This window comes from Streptomyces albireticuli, assembly GCF_002192455.1.
Taxonomy (GTDB): domain Bacteria; phylum Actinomycetota; class Actinomycetes; order Streptomycetales; family Streptomycetaceae; genus Streptomyces; species Streptomyces albireticuli_B.
The window spans coordinates 7981982-8001617 of the sequence record NZ_CP021744.1 but is presented as its reverse complement, the minus strand read 5'-3'; the positions used below and the strand labels follow the sequence as shown (position 1 = coordinate 8001617).

Genomic DNA, 19636 nt, shown 5'->3' with positions numbered 1-19636 from the left:
GACGAGCAACCGGTTCAGCCCGCCAAGGCCCCGGGCCCCAGGAACCGCCGCCACGAGGTGACCCGGAACGTGAACGTGCCACGCCACACGCCCGTTCCGACCGCGAAGTAGTAGACATGGCTGGGGGCTTCAGCGGTCATCCGACCCACCCGCCCACTGTTCCCGACACCGGACGGCCGCGTCGTCGCTCACACTCCGGGTGGTGTGGTGACCTCAGCCCGGCCATCGCCGGGGCGGCGGCGTTTCGCCAGCGTGTACGGTCACGTTGAGCAGCGTATGGCCCGTTTTGCACTCTCTGCGGGAGAATCACCAGCCCGGCAATGAGCAGACGTCCACCGATTCCGGGCCGGTGTCACGCGGTGTTCGTCCGCGACGGCTTGACGCCGCCGCAGGTACCGGTGCACATATAGGCGAACGCGGTGCCACAGCCATTGAGCTTGGGTTGGCACCAGCAATCACGGACACAACACACACAGTTGCTGGACGAGCACCAGTCACTCACACAGCTGCACCCGCACCCCGGGAGGGGGGCCGCGGGAACGGGGCCGAGCGTCGCCAGCGCCGCACGGCCCTCCTCCTGGCCGAGTGCCGCGACGGCGTCCTTCCGCAGCGATTCCAGCTCCTGGTGCAGCGTGGCGTCCACGCTGCCGGTGAACGTGGACTCGCGGCCGAAGAGCATCTGGGCCCGGTCCAGGACCCGCCGCTGTTCCGCCGTCAGGTCCGGACGTGAAGCGCGGTACCACGTGAGGTGATCCAGCCACAGACGGCTGCGGTCCGCCGGCGCGAGCGCGGCGAAGATCGCCTGACGGTAGGGCATCTCGTGCGAGGCGAACGCCTCGTACTCCCGGGGCAGGCGGGCCCGGTTCGCCTCCACCCATTTCTCCGCCGGAGACGCGGCCGACGCCTCGGACACCGGCCCCCCGCCCAGCACGGCGGCCACCACGCCCAGCCCGGCCAGCCGGACGAACCGCCCCCGGCCCATGCCCTCCGCCGGTACGTCCGGCGCCCGGCCCTCACTCCCCAGGGCGCGCAGCAGGCGTGCCGTGCTGCGCGGTCCGAGCCTGAGCGCGAGGCGCACCCCCATCGGCCAGCCTGTCCAGGCGCGCACGGGCGCTTCCCGGTCCGCGACCCGGATCAGGGTCGGCGCGTGCGGCGGGCGTGAGCCGAGGGCCTGGGTCCGCCACGCCTGGACGCGCGGATCGTCCAGCGGCATGACGTCGAGCCGACTGCCGGCGTAGCCCTTGACCTCGTCCGCCATCGCCCGGCACCGGCAGCAGGAGGAGTCGAACGCGAGCACCCAGCGCCCAGCAACCATGACCAACCCCCGCAAGACGACTGATTGCCACTTCTTTCACTACCAGTCTGGAACGGGAAGAGTTATCTCAAACGGCGTGCGGGAGCACTCCGGGGGTATCCCGAACGCGCCCCGGCGCGCCTGCCCCAGAGCGGGGAGTGGGCCCCGGATCCCGCGCAGACGCTCTCCGCGCGGATCGAACCCTCCTGGCGGTGGGGCCGCACGAGGTCGAACGGCTCGATCCCGTGGCCGTCCCAGATCCGCCGCGAGGTCTCCTCGGGGTACGGGGCGGTGGTCGAGGCCGGGCCGAGCAGCCGGGTGAGCCGCCGCCCGGGCTCGTAGGCGGGCCAGCCGGGATCCCCGTCGTGCGCGAACGCCGTCCAGGCGCGGCGGAGGCCGTCGGCGAACGCGACGGTCCCGGCGGACGGCGCGCCCTCGCCGAGCAGGCCCCGCCCGGCGGGGCTGCCGAACGTGCCGAACAGCAGCGGCACGTCGAGGCTGTGGCACGCGCCCAGGGCACCGCCCAGCGCGGGCGACCGCCCGCACAGCTCGGCGAGATAGGCCGGGCCACCCGCGGCGGAGTGCGCCTCGGCCAACCGGAGGCCCGGCACCGTCCCCGGTCATCCGTCTAGAGCAATACAGGCGGCGGTCGGTCACCGTGCGACCGTGAGAGGAGGTACAGGCGAGGAACACCCTGATCTGGGAGTTCTCGGTCCGGCCGGCGGTTCCGGAGTACGGGCGCTGGACCCCGGCCGAAAAGCTTCAGCTCACCGGCCCACGCCCGGGCATCTACACGCTCCCCACCAACGAGTTGGCCAACCGCCACGGCGAGCACCGTTGCAGCACTAGCAGGCTTCGCCGGAGTCGCAGTCGCTGTGGTGCCGTTCGGCCAGGGCCGTGATTCCTGCTGCGGCCGTGGTGGCGAGGTCGGTGATCATGGCGTCGTCGACGGGCAGGTTGATGATGTACAGGGCGGACGCCAAGGTGCCGAGCAGCAGCAGGTGGGCCATCGCGGGGGCGACGGTCCCGGCCAGCTCACCGCGGGCCACGGCCTGTTCGATGATTTCGGCGAAGATGGCCTGTTCGGCGGCCAGGAAGGTGTCCTGGAACCGCGTGTCCAGTCCAGGATTGACGGCGATCTCGCTGATCAGGGCCGGTACGAGCTGCCGGGCCGCCGGGGTGGCCATGCGGAGGTGGAACACGCGGACAAGCGCCAGCAGATCCCCGTGCAACGAGCCGGTGCCGGCCAGCGGCGGCAACTCCTGCTCGTACATCGTGGCAGCGAACGCCATCTCGGCCTTGGTCCCGTAGCGGCGGTAGATCGCCGCCTTGCCCACCCCGGCGCGCGCCGCGACCTGATCGACGGTCAGTGCCGGGTAGCCGGCTTCGTCGATCAACTCTCGCGTGGCCCGGAGGATTTTGTCATCCACGCGGCTGTCCCGGGGCCGTCCACCCCGTTGCCTTCTCGCTGTCATGCCTGCACTATACGGAACTACGGTATCGGAACTGTGGTTTCGAATATCACCGGACCCCGCTGCCCGGAGGCGGCCGCGATGAAGCCGCACCGCGTGGCTTCGCGACAAGAACGGAGAACTCGGATGATCAAGTGGGCTGGCTGGATCATCACGTTACTCGGAGCCGCACACACGATCCTCGCCCTGACGGTGGAAGAGGCCGCGCGCCACGCCGGGACATGGTTCAGCGGCGGACTGTGGAGCGAGGACCTTTCCGACATGAGCCCGGCTGGCAGCGCGTACTGGCTCAGCCTGGAAAGCTTCGGCCCACCACTCACCCTGATCGGTCTAACGGTGCTGTGGCTGAACCGCCGCGGCATCACCCCGCCGACGTTCATCGCCTGGGCACTGGGAGCCTGGACCGTCGTCGACGCCATCATCCTCCCGTTCACGCCCTGGCCGCTCTTCGCGCTCGCGTGCGTCCTGCTGCTGATCGGAGCCCGCCGCGACAACCCCGCACCCAAGGCCGGGCTTCCACGAGCGTGAACGCAGGTCACACCAGCGACAGGTGCCATGCCGGTACGAGGCTCCCCAGCAGCAAGCACACTGAACCGGCAAGAACGGCAGCGAGGAGCGGCGGCGCTACCGGAGGAAAGAGCAGCTCAATCGCCGCCCGGACTTCATCTCGGCCAACCGGCTCGCGGCACCGGGCATGGGCAAGCTCACCGTCCACGACACGCCCCTCACCCGCACGTTGTCTGATCACCTGCCGGCCGAGGCGCCCTTCACCCCCGTCTTCGCCTCCCTGACCGCGCCCGCGGGGAACGGGAGCCGGCCGTGAGGGGCAGCACAGGGAGTGTGGTGGTCACGGTCACTGATCGCCACCAGGCTCTGGCCGGGCCTGGGCCCCGCCCGGGTCACCCTTACGCGTCCTGCCGCTGTACGCCTACGCGGACAGGACCCGGCCGGCTTCACCTCTCACTGCTGGCCACTGCCCGGCCCCGGAGGGCGGGCCACTGTGCGATGGACGGCTACGCTTTCGGGCGCGGCGTCCACACGGTCGTCACCTCGCCGGTCATCTCCGGAGAACCAGACGTCCCCTTCCTCCCTCCCCCGTATCGTGCGCGGGATGAGCGACCTCCTCCACATCGGCGCATCCCCCACCGAAGCCGATGTCGACGCCTGGCACTCCGTCGTCACCGCCGCCCACGCCGCCGACCTGGCGCCGACCGTCCCCGCACCCTGCTGGAACGAGACGGCAGGTGGTCTGCGCGTGCCCAGGGTGCGCAGCCGGCACATCAACCTGGCCGTTCCTATGCCCCGTGGGGGCTCCGGGGGGTTCGCCGGGGTCGCCGCGTTGCGGCTGTTCGACGAGGCGGAGAACCGTACGACCGCCTGGATCGAGCGGCTCGCCGTCCGGCCGGAGATGCGGCGGCGTGGCATCGGCAGCCGGTTGTGGGAGGCGCTGCGCGCCGTGCTGACCGAGGAAGGGCGGACATCTGTCGGTCTGGAGATCGAACTCGGAGGTGCGGGCGAGCAGTTCGCTCTTGCGTGCGACTTTCGCTGTGCGTTGTCGCTGAGGGTGTACGTTCTGGACCTCGCCCGTGAGGACGGCGCTCCAGGCCCGTCCCTCCCCGACGGGTATCGGTTCCTGGAATGGACCGGTGCCGTCCCCTCCCAGCACGCCCCTGCCTTCGCGCTGGCACATCAGGCCATGGCGGATGTGCCACGCGGGGACTTGGCGATGAGGCCACGCGCATGGGACGCGGAGCGCGTGCGCGTCCTGCAGCAGGCGGACGTCGATCGAGGAGTGATGCTGCTGACCGTCGTGGCCCTCGCCCCGGACGGTTCGCATGCCGGGTATTCGGTGCTGGGACTGCCGTCGCCGGACGCCGTACGGGCGAAGCTGTACGAAACCGCCGTCGCACCCGCCCACCGTGGGCTCGGCCTCGGGCGCGCGGTATCGCTGCGGAACCTGGAACTGCTGAGGGAACAGCGCCTTCCGGTAAGGGAGATCGCCGGGACCATGGCCGATCACAACGAGCCGATGCGCGCGGTCGGCAAGCCGCTCGGGTACCGGCGCGAGCGGTCGATCAGGTTCTACCAAGCACGGTGGGACGGCTAGCAACCACCCGCCCCACCCACACTGGACACCCGAGACGAGCAGCCCGATCTCGCCCGCAGGCGCACCGCTCGCGAGCCGGGCAATGCCGACATGGAGGAACTCCACGCTCTTGAGGGTCGGGGCCGCTGGACCGGCTCAGGCGGTGTCGGGCCGCGATCGGTCGAACTCCCCTCTGCTCCGGTCGGCTACCGGCCGTTGCGTCCCGCCGACGGGACCGGCGAGCCCTCGTGGAAGGCGGACTATTTATCCGGCTATCTGATATATCCACCCGCCGGGGTGAACCCTCCCTCCTGGCGTTGACCTCCTGGAATCCCTCCCCCACCGTGTGAGGGCGGCTGTTTCCTGGGGAGTCGAAGCGCCGCGCTGCCGGCCGTCAGAGCGGCTGGGCGGAGGCACATCACTGTGCTATAGGAGGGGGAAATGCCATGCGTCTCTCGTACGTCGGCCGGACCGCGGTCGCGGCAGCAGCGTGCCTGCTGGTCCTGGCCGTGACACCAGGAGCAGGGCACGCGGCAGCCGGCACCAGAGTCTCGACGGCGCCGGGCGCCGTGATGCGGCTGGCGCCGAACTACAAAGTCGAGGTCGACAACTTCTCCAGTCAGGCGTTCGACGAGATCGCCCTGGCCTTCACCCGGCACAGCACATCGGTCACACAGATCCTCCACCAGTACAACGTCCCGGCGTCCAGCGTGGTCAGCTTCGACCTGGGACCGTGCGACGACGTGAAGCAATACGCGGTCAGCGGCATCGTCGGGGGCCAGCGCCTGTTCACCACCGGTGATGTCGAAGCAGACCCGGTGGGCTGCGACGACGTCGTGACCATCCGGGACAGGGCGACGGGCGTACAAGCGGAACGAGCCCAGCGGTGAGGCGCGTGACGAGGGCGGTCTGCGCGGTCCTGCTCCTCCTGACGGCCTCCTTCACAGCCGCACCATCCGCCGGGGCCCAGTCACCGCCGGCCGAGCAGAGTTACGTGGTGGACGTGATCAACCACTCCCGCCTCACCCTCGACGAGGTCAACCTGGCCGTCGCCCGCCACAGCGATCCCACCATCCGCCTGATCACCCAGCGCCGCGTCACCCCCGGGGCAACAGCCACCTTCAACCTGGGTGCCTGCTCGGACGTACGCCAGTTCGCGGCCAGTGCGTTCGTCGGCAGCCGCGAGGTGCTGCACACCGGCAACATCAACCCGAGTCCCAGTTGCCGCACGCAGATCGAGATCACGCAAAACCTGACCGTGCACCGAAAGGCGATTTCTTGACCCCTCGCATGAGCGTCCTGCTCGCCCTGCCCGCCGCCGCGCTGATCGCCGCGACCTCGGGAGTGACCTCCACCTCCGCGGCCCCTGCCGAAGTCGCCCAGGGCGAGTTCCTGTTCACCACCGCTGACAGCCACGGCCACCGCATGGCCAACCCGCCGGCCGGAAAGTGCATCAAGCTGCCGGACCAGGGCAGCACGAACGGCACCAACGTAACCAACAGGAAGGCACACATCTTCGCTACGTTCGTCTCGGCCACGGACTGCCGGCAGGAACTCGCCTCCGCTGAGAAGAACAGCGGCCGAGGAACACCATGGAGCACACCGGACTTCCGGCCGACCGCACACGCGGTGCGGTTCGACTGCGAAAACCCGTCGGTGTGCTGAGCAAGGTCGGGTACGGGCGCGGTGGCTGATGTCCCGATCACAGGGGATTCCCCGGACCCGCGCTTCCGACCGACCGGATCTCTCATCGCCGCAGGTCAGTGCTACCCGTTGTTCTCGCGGCTGATGATCCTGGCTGCCCCCTTAGCGGAGCACCCAGGCCCTGCCGGGCGGAAGGAATAGGGAACAGGGAACACGGAAGGAGTCCGGCTCTCCCCGGTGACGGGGAGGGCCGGACTTTTCACCGCCGGGACTGATCACCCCGGTCGAAGATGAGGGTCTACGTTCGCGGAACTCGTGAACAAAGCCACCCCGTCGGTGCCGACCGCGTTGTTCTCCCCGGCGACGATGCGGGCGCTGATCAGCCGCAGCTGGATGCCGTAGGCGGGCGAGTCAGGGCGCAGGTCCAGCTGGCCGGTCTCCGGGGGGCGGTCTGGGCGTGGTCGGGGAGCCGCTGACCCGCTGTCGTGGGTACTGGTCTCCAGGAGCAGGATGGTCAGGGCGCAGGACAGGTCGAGGGCGTTGTCGGTCTGGTGGTTGGTGAGCGGGCCTGGTTTCGTGTTCAGGCGTGTCAGTGCCCTCGCGGCCCTCGCGCACGAATGCCATCGGTACCCGGGTGTGAAGGAGATCGGGCATGGGGTTCCCGAACACCGACCGCGGGCGGGCGCCGCCGTGCCGCGCCGAAGGTCCCAGCAGTCCCCTTCCCTCTTTCCCTTTGTGCTCTTTCCTGTGCGGAGATCTCGATGCGTACATCAGCACATGCACGATGGAAGCGGTCCGAGCCGATGGACGACGACGAGCGCATACTCAAGGATCTCGGCTACACCCAGCAACTGCACCGGCGCATGGGCGCCTTCGGTAACTTCTCCGCTTCCCTGTCGGTCATCTCCATCATGTCCGGGGCGCTGCTGCTCTTCGGCTACGGCCTGAACAGCGGCGGCCCCGCGGTGGTGGTGTGGGGGTGGCTCGCCGTGGGACCGCTGGTGCTGTGCCTGGCCGCGGCGCTGGCCGAGATCACCTCCCGCTACCCCACCAGCGGTGGCCTGTACTACATGGCCCGTCAGCTCGGCGGTGAGCGGTGGAGCTGGTACACCGGCTGGCTGAACCTTCTGGGGCTGCTCGGCGGGATCGCGGCCCAGGACTACGGCATCGCGACCTTCACCGCGGCCTGGGCGAACTTGCAGTTCGGATTCGTGCCGACGCCCGGGTCCCTGCTGGTCCTTTTCGCGGTCGTCCTCGCGCTGCACGCGGTCCTGAATCTCTTCGGCACCCGGCTGATGAACGTCCTGACCTCTCTGAGCGCGTGGTGGCACGTGGCCGGGGCCGTCATCATCGTCGGCACCCTGGCTCTCGTCCCCTCTCACCATCAGCCGGCCGGCTTCGTGTTCTCCGAGTTCACCAACAACACCGGCTGGCCGAGCCCCTTGTACGTGATCCTGCTGGGGATGCTGCTGCCGTGCTTCGCCCTGGCCGGCTACGACACCTCGGCTCACCTGAGCGAGGAGACCCGTGGAGCTTCCCTGGCCACAGCGCGCGGGATCGTCCGCTCGGTGGCGGTGTCCTGGATCGCCGGTGGCATTCTGCTGGGCGCCTTGCTGTTCGCCATCCAGGACTACACCGGGACGCTGGGAAGCGAGACCGGGGTGCCGGTGGCGCAGATCCTCCTGGACGCTCTGGGTGTGGCGACGGCGAAGGCGCTGCTGCTGGTGATCATCGTGGCGCAGTTCCTGTGCGGCTACACCGTGACCGCCTCCGCCAGCCGCATGATCTACGCCTTCGCCCGGGACGGCGCCCTGCCCGGCTCGGCGCGCTGGCAGAAGACCAGCCGCCGTACGGCCGTCCCGGCCAACGCCGTCTGGCTCGCGGTCGGTGTCGCCTTCGTACTGGCCCTGCCGTCCCTGTACTCCGCCACGGCGTTCTCGGCGGTGACCGCGATCTCCGTCGTGGGCTTCACCCCGGCCTACGCCATCCCGGTGCTGCTGCGGCTACGCCACCGGGACCGGTTCACCCCGGGGCCCTGGCACCTGGGCCGCTGGAGCCGGCCGATCGGCTGGGTGGCAGTGCTCTGGGCAGCCGGGGTGACGGTGCTGTTCCTGCTGCCGCAGTCCAGCCCCGTCACCGCCACGAGCTTCAACTACACCTCCGTCGCCTTGCTGGTGGCCCTCACCATGGCCGCCCTGTGGTGGCACTTCGGACGCCGCTCCTACGGAGTGCCCCGCTCCGGCACGGCGAGCGCCCACGACGAAAGGCGCCCCACCACCTCTTCAGGGTCCTCTCCAGACGCGACACGTATGGAGACACCGTGACCGTTGCCCCACGGCGCACCGCCGTCCGGCACCCGCTCCACACCCGCGTACACGAGGTCCAGCACGCGGGTCGTAGCGCGTTCCGGCGCGGGCCACGAACGACGCGCCGGACACGGCACCCCGCCGGCCAGAAGGCCCAGCCGCGGCTACCGGCGGATCTGAGCGGCCACCTATCGCGAGCCTTCACCGGTCCGGTCGGCACGGCAACAGGGGGCGCGGGCAGCGCGACCGGGATCACCGGGGCGGCCTCAGCTGCGCGCCTGGTGAAGACCTGGTGAGGCTGCCACCGGCGGCTGGAGAGCCAGCCCCGGGGCCGGAGGTGGCGTCAGAATGCGAACGTTGCCGATGGCTGGGGCCGGCGTGGGCGTGCTGTCCTGTACGAGATCCCGCGCTCCCCGCCCGAGCTCTTCGGCAACCTCGCCACCGTTGGCTGACCGCCATGACGTCACGCGCGTGCTGCCGCGGCTGCCCCGCTGCGCCCTTTGAGCCAGGGACTGGACGACTTCGGGGCGACGTGGTCAAGGGAGCCGTGACGGAGCCCGCCCCGGCCAAGGCCGGGAACCAGTGCGCTGGTCAGCTCGGGGCAATGGCTTGTGGCCCATGAGGTGAGACGGGGTGCCCAAGGACCCCGTAGCCGCGTGTGGGAGCAGCTGGCGGGTGACGATGTCGCGGGCGAGGGCGTCGACCGGCCGGTTTTCCCGGAGCGCGGTGGCGCAGAGGTGTCGTAGTACGGCCGCGGGTGGCTGGGAGAGGTGCTCGCTGAGCATGCCTGCCGCCTGGTGGACCACCGGCTGCCACCACACCGCTGACGGCCAGGACGCCGAACGGGGAGCCGTCGGCCCGCTGTCGTGAGTGCCGGTTTCCAGGAGCAGGATGGTCAGGGCACAGGCCAGGTCGAGGGCGTTGTTGGCCTGGTGGTTGGTGAGCGGGCCTGGTTTCGTGTTCAGGAGTGTCAGTGTTCCGAAGTGGGCCGCGCCGCAGCCCAGGGGGAAACAGAACACGGCCCCCGCCGGCGGGGTAGCGGTGGTGGGCAGGAGTACGGGCCAGCGGCTCGGCGCGGCGGCGGCGAGGTCGGGGACCAGGACGGGGTGGGACTGCCGGAGCGCATCAGCTCCCGGGCCTTGCCCGAGGGAGATCTGCAACTGGTCGAACGACCCTGCCACAGGGCTGGAAGCCCACCAAGGCTCCAGGCGGCCCGAATCACCAAGGATCGTTGCCGACGCCTCGTCAACGCCTGCCGCCATGGTGACCACCGCTGCCCGGTCGGCAGGGCGAGCGCTGCCCAGCGCCCGTACCGTCTGGTCCAGGTGGGAAGCGATCACCGTACGCCCCTGCCGATCAGCGCCGTGCCCATCGGAGGGAGGCGGCGTGACGGGCGGGGGCAGGAAAGCAGATTTCATCAGGGGACCACTCCCAGCGCATGCCGTACTCAAAAGAGGGTGAATGCGGCTGCCGGGGTCCAGGGCGACCGGCCACCACGATGCCACGCACCCAGATGCACCACCAGACCCCAGAGCCCCTTCGCCATGCTCCCGAGGCTGTGAAGGGGAAGGATGCCTCCACTCGGGCGGCCCTGCCTCGCGCCTCTTCAGAGGGATCCCGGCGAGGGCTGCTCCTCTCCTCCGGATCGCTCCCCCTACTGACACCGCCGACGCAGAGTGGGCGGGCAGCCTTGTGCCCAGTCGATGTTTAATCTCGACAAGCTACCGAAATGACACGAACGGCCAAATAGAGCGGGATAGCGCGTTGGAACGAGGCACTCGCCCACCACGACGCCTGCGGCCCGCCGCACTGGGTCGTTTCGCAGCAGTTCCCCGCCCACTGGTGGCCTCTCGACCGCTCCTGGTTCGTCCTCACCAACTGGGACCTCAGCGCGACCGAGGTCTTCGGAAGCCCGGCTCTGATCGCCGACCTGCTCGCCGACGACGGACTCGACGCCGTGCGTCATCCGAGCATCGCCGAGGTCGAGAACAACTACGCGCAATGGCGCGAGGAGGTGGGCTGAGCCCACCGCACACGCCCTCGCACGCGAGCCTGCCGATGAGAGCGATCAGGGACGCCGGCCGGGTGGGGCACGGGCAGCGAATGATCGGGGCAGTCACGTGCCAGTACCTGAGACTCAGGTGAGAGGCAGGACGGGGGCTGCGCATGGGTCGGATCGGACGGCTTTCACTGGATGTACTTGATGGTCCACTTCTGATTCGGCAGTCCCTGGTTGTCGTTGGTCACGACTGGCGACTGGTTCGCGCCGCCCCAGCCGCGGTCGGGCTCGAGGACTCGGCCGAAGAGGTTCGCGATGCGGGCGGGGCCGGACTGGGTCGCCGGGTCGACGTACCAGAGCTGGTCGACGTTGGTGAAGCTGCTGTCACAGGTCGACAGCCAGGTCGCCCAGCCGCTCGGGCCCTGCGCGTAGCCCGCGAGGCATGTGCCGTTCCTGCGGTTCACCATGTGGTGGCGGCCACGGCCGTCGGCGACCAGGTCCCAGAGCTGGTACGCCTCCGTGGTGCAGTCCCACACGCGCGTGCGGTCGTCACCGTACGGGAAGCCGATGCAGCGGCCGGTGCCTTGGTTTCTGAACTGGAACGGGCCGACCGCAGCCGGGGCCTTCCCCGCGCGTGCCTGTGGTTCGGCCGCCCCCGCACCTGGGACTGCTACCGCGAAGGCGGCAACCAGCGCCGCCGCGAGCACGGCAAGTCGTTTGCGTGGTTTCACGAGCTTCCCCCTGTTCGACTGCCCCGAGGTCGTGAGCGCAGGTTCTCGCGCCGCACCCCACTCGAAAGGGGTTTCGCTCTGAAACACCTCTATCGGGTGAAGCGAGAGCCACTGTGGTGCGTGGCGACTCCCGACGTTCGGCATGCCCCCCGGGCGAAGGGGCGCTCGCGGAAGTGCCGGATGTTCACCGAGGCGGTACTTTCGCGAGTCAGCGGACCGGCCTACCTGCCCAGTTGGATCGATCTGCCGAAGCCCTGACACTCTCCGATCCGAACGTCCCAGCGGCAGACCGCCGGCCGGACCGTCAGTGGCCTCTGCCCAGGAGGCGAGCCGGGGCTTCTCCCGAGAACGACGCCCGGGGCCTGTTCTCAGCGGTCGAATCCCCCGGACGTGGTTCTCGAACCGCCGAGATACCTGGCGATGGGGAGAACATGGGCGCCGATGACCAACGGTCTGCCCGCCGGTGCCGTGGTTTCGAGTCTTGGCCTCCCCTTGTCGAAGTCGGCCTTGTTGGTGGCACCGTCGCCGGTCGGAACGTAGAACGGCCACAGACCGGCAGCCGCTTTGTCTTTGATGACCCGCTGGTCGTCGGAAGGGAACACGGCATCCGAGGTGACCACGCTCGTGAGTCTCTCCACGATCAGCAGCGAGGCGATCGCCCGCTGGAGCCTCCCGGACCTCTCGCCGAAGGCCATGTCCCAGTGCACCTGAGGAGGGGAAGCCCACGGTGGACTCGTGCGCTTCGTGTACGCCTCGTGGAGCTGGCTCGAGTCGTACCAGCGGGGGTCCGGATTGACCGGCCAGACCACATACGCACCCAGTTCGGCTTCGACGGTCACCACGCTTCGGGCGAATCCGGCGGTGATCGCGTCGAGCCGACCGGCGCCGGCCCACAGTCCCGAGAAGTCCGCGTTCACCCCTCCGGTCCAAGTGCCCGACACATCCCCGCTCGTTGTCGCACTGTCGAAGGAGATCGTCGCGGACCGGGAGTTGCCGAGCATGCTCAGCAACTCCCTGCTGCCGCCCAGGTACTCGGCGGGCTTCGGGGGCGGCCCCTGGTAGGAGCGAAGAAGCCTCTGCAAGGCCCTCAGGCGCACGATGTCCCGCAGTGCGGACGCGCCTTCGTTCGCGACCTCCGGGTGGTACGTCATCGCCCAGGCGTGGAAGACCTCGGGCAGCCTGTCCTCGTCCGGCTGAACCGGCAGTGTCTTGAGGTACTTGAGCCATTCCCTATGGACTCCCGCGCCGATCGCCGTCACGAGCGTGCTCTCCGGGGCGGACAGCGACTGGATCACGGCGGCGTACTCGTCGAAGAAGAACGGGCTCTCCCCTACCTGCCGGTTGAAGGTGAGGGACGCGGGCGGGACGGTGTTCTCACGGGCCCACAGGGCGACATCGGACGGCTCCAGCAAGGGCGCGGGCTGGATGAGCTGGGCGGTCGACGGAGAAGCCGGCAAGTCCTTCGACACGGCGTTGTACCAGCGGTTCTGGAGCTCGGTCATCGGGTCGGGCGGTGACGGCGGCACGGTGGGCATGGCGCTGGACCTTTCGCTGGGCGCTCCTGACCGGCCAGGGGGCGGCGGCCCCCTGACCCGTCAGGAGATCGGCGCCGCCCCTGAACAGGCGCTACTGCTCACGCGCCGCCGACGTATAGCCGAGGAAGCGGCCGATCGGCAGTACGTTGACTCCGATCAGCACCGGAACGCCGGGAGTGGATTTGGTGGTGAGCGTGGTCTCGCCCCGGTCGCTGAATTGCGTATTCGTCGTCATTCCGTACTCACCGCTACCGTTGTAGAACGGCCAGAACCCGAAGCCCGACTTGCCCCGGATTATTTGCTGATCCTGCTGGCTGAACGAGGTTCTGGCAGTGACGCTGATCTCCATGGCGTCGGCCACCAGGAGATTGACCGCGACTCGTTGGATATTCCCCGAGGCCCCGAATGTGCTTTCCCAGGTGATCGCACTGCCGCTGCGCCACGGGGGGTCACCCTTCTTGGCGTAGGCAGTGCCGAGGCCGGATGAGCCGTACCAGGCTCCGGCGTTCGTCTGGAAGCTCAGCACGTGCCCGAAGGAGGCTCTGATGGAGATCTCGCTCTGCGCGAAGGATTCGCTCAGACGCTCGGTGCTCTCACTGCCTCTCCACAGGCCGAAGAGGACGGAGCGCCGCCCGGAGGACCATGATCTGCTCACGTCCGAGCTCGTGGTCGAGCTGCGCATCTCGAAAGCCCGCTGGGGCGCTTGCGAGAGGTCCCGCACCAGGTCTTCGTAGCCCCGGGCCCAGTCCGGCGGCGCGGGCGGTCTCTGCATGTAGGGCATCAGGGCCTGTTGGGCGGAGCCGATCGGGTCGAGGATGATCGCCGCGTACGCCGACGCTCCCTGTTGCGCGACGTCGGGCGCGTTCACCATCGCCCAGTTGAAGAAGATGTCGGGGAACTGGTTCACCGGCGGTATCGGCTTCAGCGATTGCAGGTATTTCACGAAATTCTGGAAGTTCTCCTCGCCGACCTCCTGCTTGACGTCGATCTTCGTCGCCGGCCGCAGGGCGGACATGACCCCCTTGTAGTCGGAGAAGAGCTGGTTCCCACCGCTCTGGGTGTAGTTCTGGTCCAGCGAGAACGGCGGGATGTTGTTGAGGAAGGACCAGAGGAATGTATCCCCGCCTTCCGTGGTGAGAGGGGCCGCCGGCTGGAGGAGCTGGAAGGTTTGATTCGACTGGCCCAGCCCTTGGGTCAGCGCGTTGTAGAGCTGGTTCTGTACCGTGATGAACGACATGGGGCGTCTTCCCTTCGCGACGGGTTGGGCGGGAGGCAAGTCCGGAAAGCTTCCTTTTGGGGGCCGTGGTCAGTTCTTTGTCACCTAGAGAACCAGCTCGGACATGATGCTCGCGCGGGTGACGGATAACAACCGTCGTTTTTCAGGATCAGCATGTATTGGCCACGCTCACCGGTGCTCTTTGCCTACCGTGTTCACCGGGCCGCGGTGCATGTGGGCCGCGTTGATCGGGCCCGACGGCGGTCGGCAAAGTGGTGCGGGCGACGCTCGGGCTGTATCGGGTGAGTGCTCAAGAGGAAGATGTGCCGTGAGCGATGGCTGGTTGGCCCCTGGCGGAGACGTCAACAGTGCGGGGAGCAGACGGATGTGACGCCGCGTTCCCGGTGGGCCGAGGCCCGCCCCCCGGCAGTGGTGAGGCAGGCGCGGCCGGCAACCGCCTCTCCTGGCCGGCTTCGTCCGGCTTCCGGGCATCAGCAGCGCAGGCCATGCTGATGGCCGCGGTCGCCGAGGGCGTTCTGTACGGACATCAGCCGGCCGGTGTTGCCGGACGCGTCCTTGAGGTACTGGACGGCCGGGTACCGGGCCGGCTCGGTCAGGGATTCCAGCGGGAGGTCCACGCCCGGCGAAGGGTTGGTGCAGAGCGCGACCGGCTACCGTCCCGGACGGGTCGGACGAGGTAAGGGAAGATGCCGTGCAGGGGCGGAGTGTCCCTCACGGTGTCACCTCCGTGCACCGCGGACCGGCCGACCCTCCGGCACCGCGACAGGGCGGGCCACCCGAGGCGGTACAAGACCCTTCCACGGGCCGTCGCCACGGCCCGGGCACCACGCCGCCCCGCACTCCGGTTGCCGGCAGTCGGCGGTGGGCCGCCCGCCGGCACACGGGAGGCCCGCCGCCCCGGTCAGTCGGTGCCGAACTCCATCGCCGCCCGGTCGAGCATCTGGTCGTCGTCGCCCTCGACCTTGCCCCGGGAAGCGATGACTTCGGCGCCGCCTTCCGGCATCGCGCCGATCAGCCCCGTCGAGGCCGCCTGGGCGGCGCCCATGAGGGTCGCGTGCGTATTGCCGACGATGCCCAGACCCGCGTACTGCTCCAGCTTCGAGCGGGAGTCGGCGATGTCGAGGTTGCGCATGGTGAGCTGACCGATCCGGTCCACCGGACCGAACGCCGAGTCCTCGGTGCGTTCCATGGACAGCTTGTCCGGGTGGTAGCTGAAGGCCAGGCCGGTGGTGTTCATGACCGAGTAGTCCTCGCCGCGCCGCAGCCGCAGCGTCACCTCTCCGGTGACCGCCGCGCCCACCCAGCGCTGGAGCGACTCGCGGATCATGAGCGCCTGCGGGTCGAGCCAGCGGCCCTCGTACATGAGGCGGCCGAGGCGCCGGCCCTCGTTGTGGTACTGCGCGAGGGTGTCCTCGTTGTGGATGGCGTTGACCAGGCGCTCGTACACGGCGTGCAGCAGCGCCATGCCCGGGGCCTCGTAGATGCCGCGGCTCTTGGCCTCGATCACCCGGTTCTCGATCTGGTCGGACATGCCCATGCCATGACGTCCGCCGATGGCGTTCGCCTCCATCACGAGGTCGACCGGGGTGGCGAACTCCTTGCCGTTGATCGTCACCGGGCGGCCCTGGTCGAAGCCGACCGTCACGTCCTCGGCGGCGATCTCGACGTCGGGGTCCCAGAACCGAACGCCCATGATCGGGTTGACGGTCTCGACCCCGGTGTCGAGGTGCTCCAGGGTCTTGGCCTCGTGGGTGGCGCCCCAGATGTTGGCGTCGGTGGAGTAGGCCTTCTCGGCACTGTCCCGGTAGGGGAGGCCGTGGGCGAGCAGCCACTCCGACATCTCCTTGCGGCCGCCGAGCTCGTGGACGAAGTCCGCGTCGAGCCAGGGCTTGTAGATCCGCAGGTGCGGGTTGGCGAGGAGGCCGTAGCGGTAGAACCGCTCGATGTCGTTGCCCTTGAACGTCGAGCCGTCGCCCCAGATCTGCACGTCGTCCTCGAGCATCGCCCGGACCAGCAGGGTGCCGGTGACGGCCCGGCCGAGCGGCGTCGTGTTGAAGTAGGCGCGCCCGCCCGAGCGGATGTGGAACGCGCCGCAGGTGAGTGCGGCCAGGCCCTCCTCGACCAGTGCCGCACGGCAGTCGACCAGGCGGGCGATCTCGGCGCCGTACGCTGTCGCGCGGCTGGGCACCGACGCGATGTCGGGCTCGTCGTACTGGCCGATGTCGGCGGTGTACGTGCACGGGACGGCGCCCTTGTCGCGCATCCACGCGACCGCGACGGAGGTGTCGAGGCCTCCGGAGAAGGCGATGCCGACGCGCTCGCCGGCGGGCAGGGAGGTGAGGACCTTGGACATAGGAAGAGTATGCATGGTTGCGCATGAACATGCAATGGTGTCGTTCGTAAGGGCCCCGGCTCCCCCGCTCGGGGCCCCTACCGCCCGGGCCATACCCGCCCTCGCCCGTTGTCCGCCGTGCGAGCGCAGCCGCCGGCCCCCACCGTGCGGTGGCCGGCGGCGTCAGAGCTGGCTGGTGATGGTGCGGTCCGTAATCTCGGTGTCCCTGGCGAGCATCATCGCCTTGCTGAGGATCACCGAGAGCGTGCCGTCTCCCTCGAAGGGCAGATAACCCTGGTCCGCCGCCGGGGCCGCCTTGGGGACGATGCACAGGTACCGATCGTGCGGGCTGATGAGGATGTTCCCCGAGCCCAGATGGATCTTGTACGTGTGCAGGTCGCCTCTGACGTGCAGGAACCGGCCCTCGATCGTGCAGCGGCCGGCTATCGCCAGGCGCGGCAGGAGCCGGGTGAGCAGCGTGCGGCGGGTCTCCGCGCTCTGGGAGAGTTCGCCGAAGCCGTAGGAGTTCCAGTAGTCCCGGAACCGTCCCCGGGGGCCGCCGTCCTGCCAGGTGGGGTCGTTGCCGACGCTGGCCACCCCCACGAAGAGGTCGACGTCGCGCATGACCTCGCTCAGCGCCAGGGCCGGCACGTCCTCCAGGGGAACCGGCTCGGAGGGGGCCTCGCGCCAGCCGAGCCGGTACTCGCCGGAGCCCGCCTGGGCCATGTGCTGGGGTGCGTCGAGCGGGTAGAAGCGCACCTGATCCGTGCTGACGCGCAGATAGCTGCCGGACTCGGCGATGTCCGTGTCCCAGTCACCTTCGATGCCCTCGATCCAGAACTCCGCGCGCAGGCCCCAGGCGGGCAGTTCCCGGATGGCGGGCGGGTACTGGTCGTCGACAGCGAGGCGCAGCTTGTTGCGCCAGCCCCGGGCCGCGGCCAGCGAGTGGAACTGGTGCTGGCGCAGCACGTGCGAGGCGAAGCGGTTGGAGTAGCCACGGGTGGCCCGTTCCGCGCCGGTGAGCAGGTACACCTCGCGGTGGGCCTGCTTGAACGGCTGGGTGACGGCGTGCCGCTCCAGCCACTCGCGCCACGCGGTGATCGCGGCGATCCCGTGGTCGATGGGGTGCCACAGCTCGACGGTGGCGTCAGGGCCCGGCGTCACGGGTGCGTCGGTGAGGGTGCGCAGCGAGCCGTCCGCGAAGCCGCATGTCCGGCCGTCGACGGTCCACAGCAGGCGGCGGGCGAGGGTGCCGACGAGCGGGTGGTCGAGGTAGCGCTCGCGCCACGCCGCGTAGGGCAGGGTGCGCCGGGTGAGGAAGAAGCGGTCCAGTCGCTCCGCCTGAGCGCTGAGCATCCTGTCGATGTCCTTGGCCGCCGCCTTGAGGTCCTTGACGGCATCGGGGTGATCCCGGCGGACGGCCGCGGGGGCGGCCTTGACCGGCTTGCCTGCCGCGTTGTGCCAGGTGATGACCGCTTTGCCGGCCCTTACCGTCACATCGGCCGCGCAGTCGCCCAGTGTGTGCCGGGCGTGGCCGACCTCGGTCAGCCCGTAGGCGGGGACGGCCAGCTCCTCGATCTCGTCACGGCTCAGGCCCACGGCCTCGGCTCGGGCCTGGAGGGCGGTGTCGATCTGCTTCAGCGTGCCCTTGTAGGTGACGCGGGCGGCGAGCCGGGCCAGCTCGGCGAGGGCGGCGTCACCGTCCGTCCGGGAGAGGGCGAGCACACCGGCGTTGGCGACCTTCGGGCTGCGGGGGCCGGCGCCCGCCACTTTGCGTAGGGAGACCTCCACGAGTGCGCCCAGCGCGCGGGCGGTGTCCGGGTGCGGCGGCAGGCAGGACAGCAGCCAGGCGAGCCCGCGCAGCGCGTCCGCGTTGTACGGGTCGTACTCCTCGTTGACGTCGGGCCCGTACTGCCACCCGATGAGCCGCACGGTACGCGGGTGGCCCACCGGCGCGAGCCAGGACAGCAGTCGCTCCCGCACGGCGTCGGTGTCCGCGCCGAGCTCGGCGAGCAGCGCCCGGCCCTCCTGCTCCCACTTCCCCGACGGCCGCGCGGTGCGCGCGGTCGCGGCGTGCGCCAGCAGCCGCCGCCAGGCATCGTCCAGCGTCGTCAGCTCCGCCAGTACCCGGTCGGACCACGCCTCTCCGTAGTTGACCGCCGGCTCCGTCAACCCGGCGACGAGCTTCTTCTGCCGGGCGTCCGCGGCCCAGGACTGCGTCACCGTGCGCCGGAGCACGGGGACGACGGACCGCGGCAGTGGCCGGCCCGCGGCGAGTTCGACGTCGACCAGGTGCCACAGCTCGTTCACGTCGTGAGGAATGTGGTACCGGGCCAGGTCTTCCAGGTTCTGTGTTCCAGCCGTCTCCGTCATCATCCACCCACCAGTGCCACGAGCTTGAGGAAAGTGATCTCGGTGCCCGACGGGAGGTCGAGCTCCTCGTCGAGCTCCTCGACCTGCCGGTCGCCGACGAGCACGAGGAATCCGTTGCGCGCGAAGGCCGCCACCGCACGCTCGTAGCACCGCTGCGGATCGAGCCGGCGCCCACCGGCCGCCTTCGGTCCGTTGAGCAGCAGTTCGGCCTCGGTGGGCCGGATCAGGCCGCGGAAGCCCGCCGGCTCACGGGCCTGATAGTCCGCCACCTCCTCGAACACCCGACGGCGGATCACCTCACGCAGCGTCAGCCGCTCCTCCGCGATGTCGAGCGTCCGCGCCTCATTGCGGTCCCCTGCTGTCGTCTCGTCGACGAACCTCACCATTCCCATGTCGCTGAGAGTAGGAGCGACCACTGACAATCCGGCGGGACCGGTCGGGGTCGAGCCGTTGTCGCCCGAGCCGTGGGCCGAAGCCGAGTAGGGACCGGCCGCCGGCGTTCCGCAGGAGTGGTAGCTTGGGCGTATCCGACCTACTGCGCCACGCAACCCGGGTCGGGGTGGCTGTGCCTCCTCTTCTCTGCCCCCGCTCCCCTTCGACGGTTGTGGGGCCCGGCACGACGGTCAG

Annotated in this window: 18 protein-coding genes and 1 pseudogene; 7 read left to right on the top strand and 12 right to left on the bottom strand. The window is 69.6% G+C overall.

What is annotated here, in order from left to right; genetic code table 11:
• Positions 1-14: 14 nt before the first annotated feature.
• The 5 genes and pseudogenes from SMD11_RS36955 to SMD11_RS34005 form a co-directional block, all read right to left on the bottom strand.
• Entirely contained in the window at positions 15-140 is a 126-nt protein-coding gene (locus SMD11_RS36955; protein ID WP_267896883.1) for a hypothetical protein, read from the bottom strand.
• Between the two features lie 212 nt (positions 141-352).
• Entirely contained in the window at positions 353-1315 is a 963-nt protein-coding gene (locus SMD11_RS34010) for a bacteriocin fulvocin C-related protein (RefSeq protein ID WP_159395459.1), read from the bottom strand.
• Positions 1316-1377: 62 nt separating this feature from the next.
• Positions 1378-1890 (bottom strand): hypothetical protein, encoded by a 513-nt coding sequence (locus tag SMD11_RS35120; RefSeq protein ID WP_159395458.1) that lies wholly within the window; start codon positions 1888-1890, stop codon positions 1378-1380.
• Positions 1890-2050: pseudogene (locus tag SMD11_RS36725) on the bottom strand (IS701 family transposase); the annotation flags it as partial. The gene SMD11_RS35120 and the pseudogene SMD11_RS36725, both read right to left, overlap by 1 nt.
• A gap of 89 nt (positions 2051-2139) precedes the next feature.
• Positions 2140-2724, bottom strand: a complete 585-nt coding sequence (locus tag SMD11_RS34005; protein WP_087930102.1) for a TetR/AcrR family transcriptional regulator — start codon at positions 2722-2724, stop codon at positions 2140-2142.
• Positions 2725-2892: 168 nt separating this feature from the next.
• Here SMD11_RS34005 and SMD11_RS34000 point away from each other — a divergent pair, with 168 nt between their 5' ends.
• The 7 genes from SMD11_RS34000 (at position 2893) to SMD11_RS33975 (ending at position 8820) form a co-directional block, all read left to right on the top strand.
• Positions 2893-3294: a DUF6463 family protein gene (locus tag SMD11_RS34000; protein ID WP_087930101.1), complete on the top strand. Its 402-nt coding sequence runs from the start codon at positions 2893-2895 to the stop codon at positions 3292-3294.
• 166 nt (positions 3295-3460) lie between these two features.
• Positions 3461-3589 carry a hypothetical protein gene (locus SMD11_RS36950; RefSeq protein WP_267896882.1) on the top strand — a complete coding sequence of 43 codons (129 nt, stop codon included), beginning with the start codon at positions 3461-3463 and terminating at the stop codon, positions 3587-3589.
• A 288-nt stretch (positions 3590-3877) separates the two neighbouring features.
• Complete coding sequence (locus SMD11_RS33995; protein WP_159395457.1) at positions 3878-4873, top strand: GNAT family N-acetyltransferase; 996 nt, start codon at positions 3878-3880, stop codon at positions 4871-4873.
• A gap of 425 nt (positions 4874-5298) precedes the next feature.
• Positions 5299-5742, top strand: a complete 444-nt coding sequence (locus SMD11_RS33990) for a hypothetical protein (RefSeq protein ID WP_087930099.1) — start codon at positions 5299-5301, stop codon at positions 5740-5742.
• A gap of 107 nt (positions 5743-5849) precedes the next feature.
• Entirely contained in the window at positions 5850-6134 is a 285-nt protein-coding gene (locus SMD11_RS33985; RefSeq protein WP_159395456.1) for a hypothetical protein, read from the top strand.
• Positions 6135-6142: 8 nt separating this feature from the next.
• The gene (locus SMD11_RS33980) at positions 6143-6517 is read left to right on the top strand and encodes a hypothetical protein (RefSeq protein WP_087930097.1); all 375 of its coding nucleotides are present in this window, start codon (positions 6143-6145) and stop codon (positions 6515-6517) included.
• A gap of 740 nt (positions 6518-7257) precedes the next feature.
• Positions 7258-8820, top strand: a complete 1563-nt coding sequence (locus SMD11_RS33975) for an amino acid permease (RefSeq protein ID WP_087930096.1) — start codon at positions 7258-7260, stop codon at positions 8818-8820.
• Between the two features lie 2169 nt (positions 8821-10989).
• On the opposite strand, the gene SMD11_RS35680 is transcribed toward SMD11_RS33975, so the two are convergent.
• The 7 genes from SMD11_RS35680 to SMD11_RS33945 all read right to left on the bottom strand — a co-directional run bounded on the left by SMD11_RS35680 (position 10990) and on the right by SMD11_RS33945 (position 19401).
• A complete protein-coding gene (locus SMD11_RS35680; protein WP_234366304.1) occupies positions 10990-11676 on the bottom strand; it encodes an RICIN domain-containing protein in 687 nt (228 codons plus the stop codon).
• A 224-nt stretch (positions 11677-11900) separates the two neighbouring features.
• Positions 11901-13067, bottom strand: coding sequence for a hypothetical protein (locus SMD11_RS35675; protein ID WP_159395454.1), 1167 nt, complete (start codon positions 13065-13067; stop codon positions 11901-11903).
• Between the two features lie 91 nt (positions 13068-13158).
• Positions 13159-14304 carry a hypothetical protein gene (locus tag SMD11_RS33960; RefSeq protein WP_087930094.1) on the bottom strand — a complete coding sequence of 382 codons (1146 nt, stop codon included), beginning with the start codon at positions 14302-14304 and terminating at the stop codon, positions 13159-13161.
• Between the two features lie 470 nt (positions 14305-14774).
• Complete coding sequence (locus SMD11_RS35670; protein WP_159395453.1) at positions 14775-14921, bottom strand: hypothetical protein; 147 nt, start codon at positions 14919-14921, stop codon at positions 14775-14777.
• A gap of 284 nt (positions 14922-15205) precedes the next feature.
• Entirely contained in the window at positions 15206-16657 is a 1452-nt protein-coding gene (argG, locus tag SMD11_RS33955; RefSeq protein ID WP_087930093.1) for an argininosuccinate synthase, read from the bottom strand.
• A 162-nt stretch (positions 16658-16819) separates the two neighbouring features.
• Positions 16820-18946 (bottom strand): DUF4132 domain-containing protein, encoded by a 2127-nt coding sequence (locus SMD11_RS33950; protein WP_234366303.1) that lies wholly within the window; start codon positions 18944-18946, stop codon positions 16820-16822.
• Between the two features lie 62 nt (positions 18947-19008).
• A complete protein-coding gene (locus SMD11_RS33945; RefSeq protein ID WP_087930091.1) occupies positions 19009-19401 on the bottom strand; it encodes a hypothetical protein in 393 nt (130 codons plus the stop codon).
• Between the last annotated feature and the right edge of the window lie 235 nt (positions 19402-19636).

Bases quoted from the DNA above. Each gene is read 5' to 3' on its own strand.
- SMD11_RS36955 (WP_267896883.1), bottom strand. From the start codon at position 140: ATGACCGCTGAAGCCCCCAGCCATGTCTACTACTTCGCGGTCGGAACG.
- SMD11_RS34010 (WP_159395459.1), bottom strand. From the start codon at position 1,315: ATGGTTGCTGGGCGCTGGGTGCTCGCGTTCGACTCCTCCTGCTGCCGG.
- SMD11_RS34000 (WP_087930101.1), top strand. From the start codon at position 2,893: ATGATCAAGTGGGCTGGCTGGATCATCACGTTACTCGGAGCCGCACAC.
- SMD11_RS36950 (WP_267896882.1), top strand. From the start codon at position 3,461: ATGGGCAAGCTCACCGTCCACGACACGCCCCTCACCCGCACGTTGTCT.
- SMD11_RS33995 (WP_159395457.1), top strand. From the start codon at position 3,878: ATGAGCGACCTCCTCCACATCGGCGCATCCCCCACCGAAGCCGATGTC.
- SMD11_RS33990 (WP_087930099.1), top strand. From the start codon at position 5,299: ATGCGTCTCTCGTACGTCGGCCGGACCGCGGTCGCGGCAGCAGCGTGC.
- SMD11_RS33980 (WP_087930097.1), top strand. From the start codon at position 6,143: ATGAGCGTCCTGCTCGCCCTGCCCGCCGCCGCGCTGATCGCCGCGACC.
- SMD11_RS33975 (WP_087930096.1), top strand. From the start codon at position 7,258: ATGCGTACATCAGCACATGCACGATGGAAGCGGTCCGAGCCGATGGAC.
- SMD11_RS35680 (WP_234366304.1), bottom strand. From the start codon at position 11,676: ATGCCGAACGTCGGGAGTCGCCACGCACCACAGTGGCTCTCGCTTCAC.
- SMD11_RS35675 (WP_159395454.1), bottom strand. From the start codon at position 13,067: ATGCCCACCGTGCCGCCGTCACCGCCCGACCCGATGACCGAGCTCCAG.
- SMD11_RS33960 (WP_087930094.1), bottom strand. From the start codon at position 14,304: ATGTCGTTCATCACGGTACAGAACCAGCTCTACAACGCGCTGACCCAA.
- argG (WP_087930093.1), bottom strand. From the start codon at position 16,657: ATGTCCAAGGTCCTCACCTCCCTGCCCGCCGGCGAGCGCGTCGGCATC.
- SMD11_RS33945 (WP_087930091.1), bottom strand. From the start codon at position 19,401: ATGGGAATGGTGAGGTTCGTCGACGAGACGACAGCAGGGGACCGCAAT.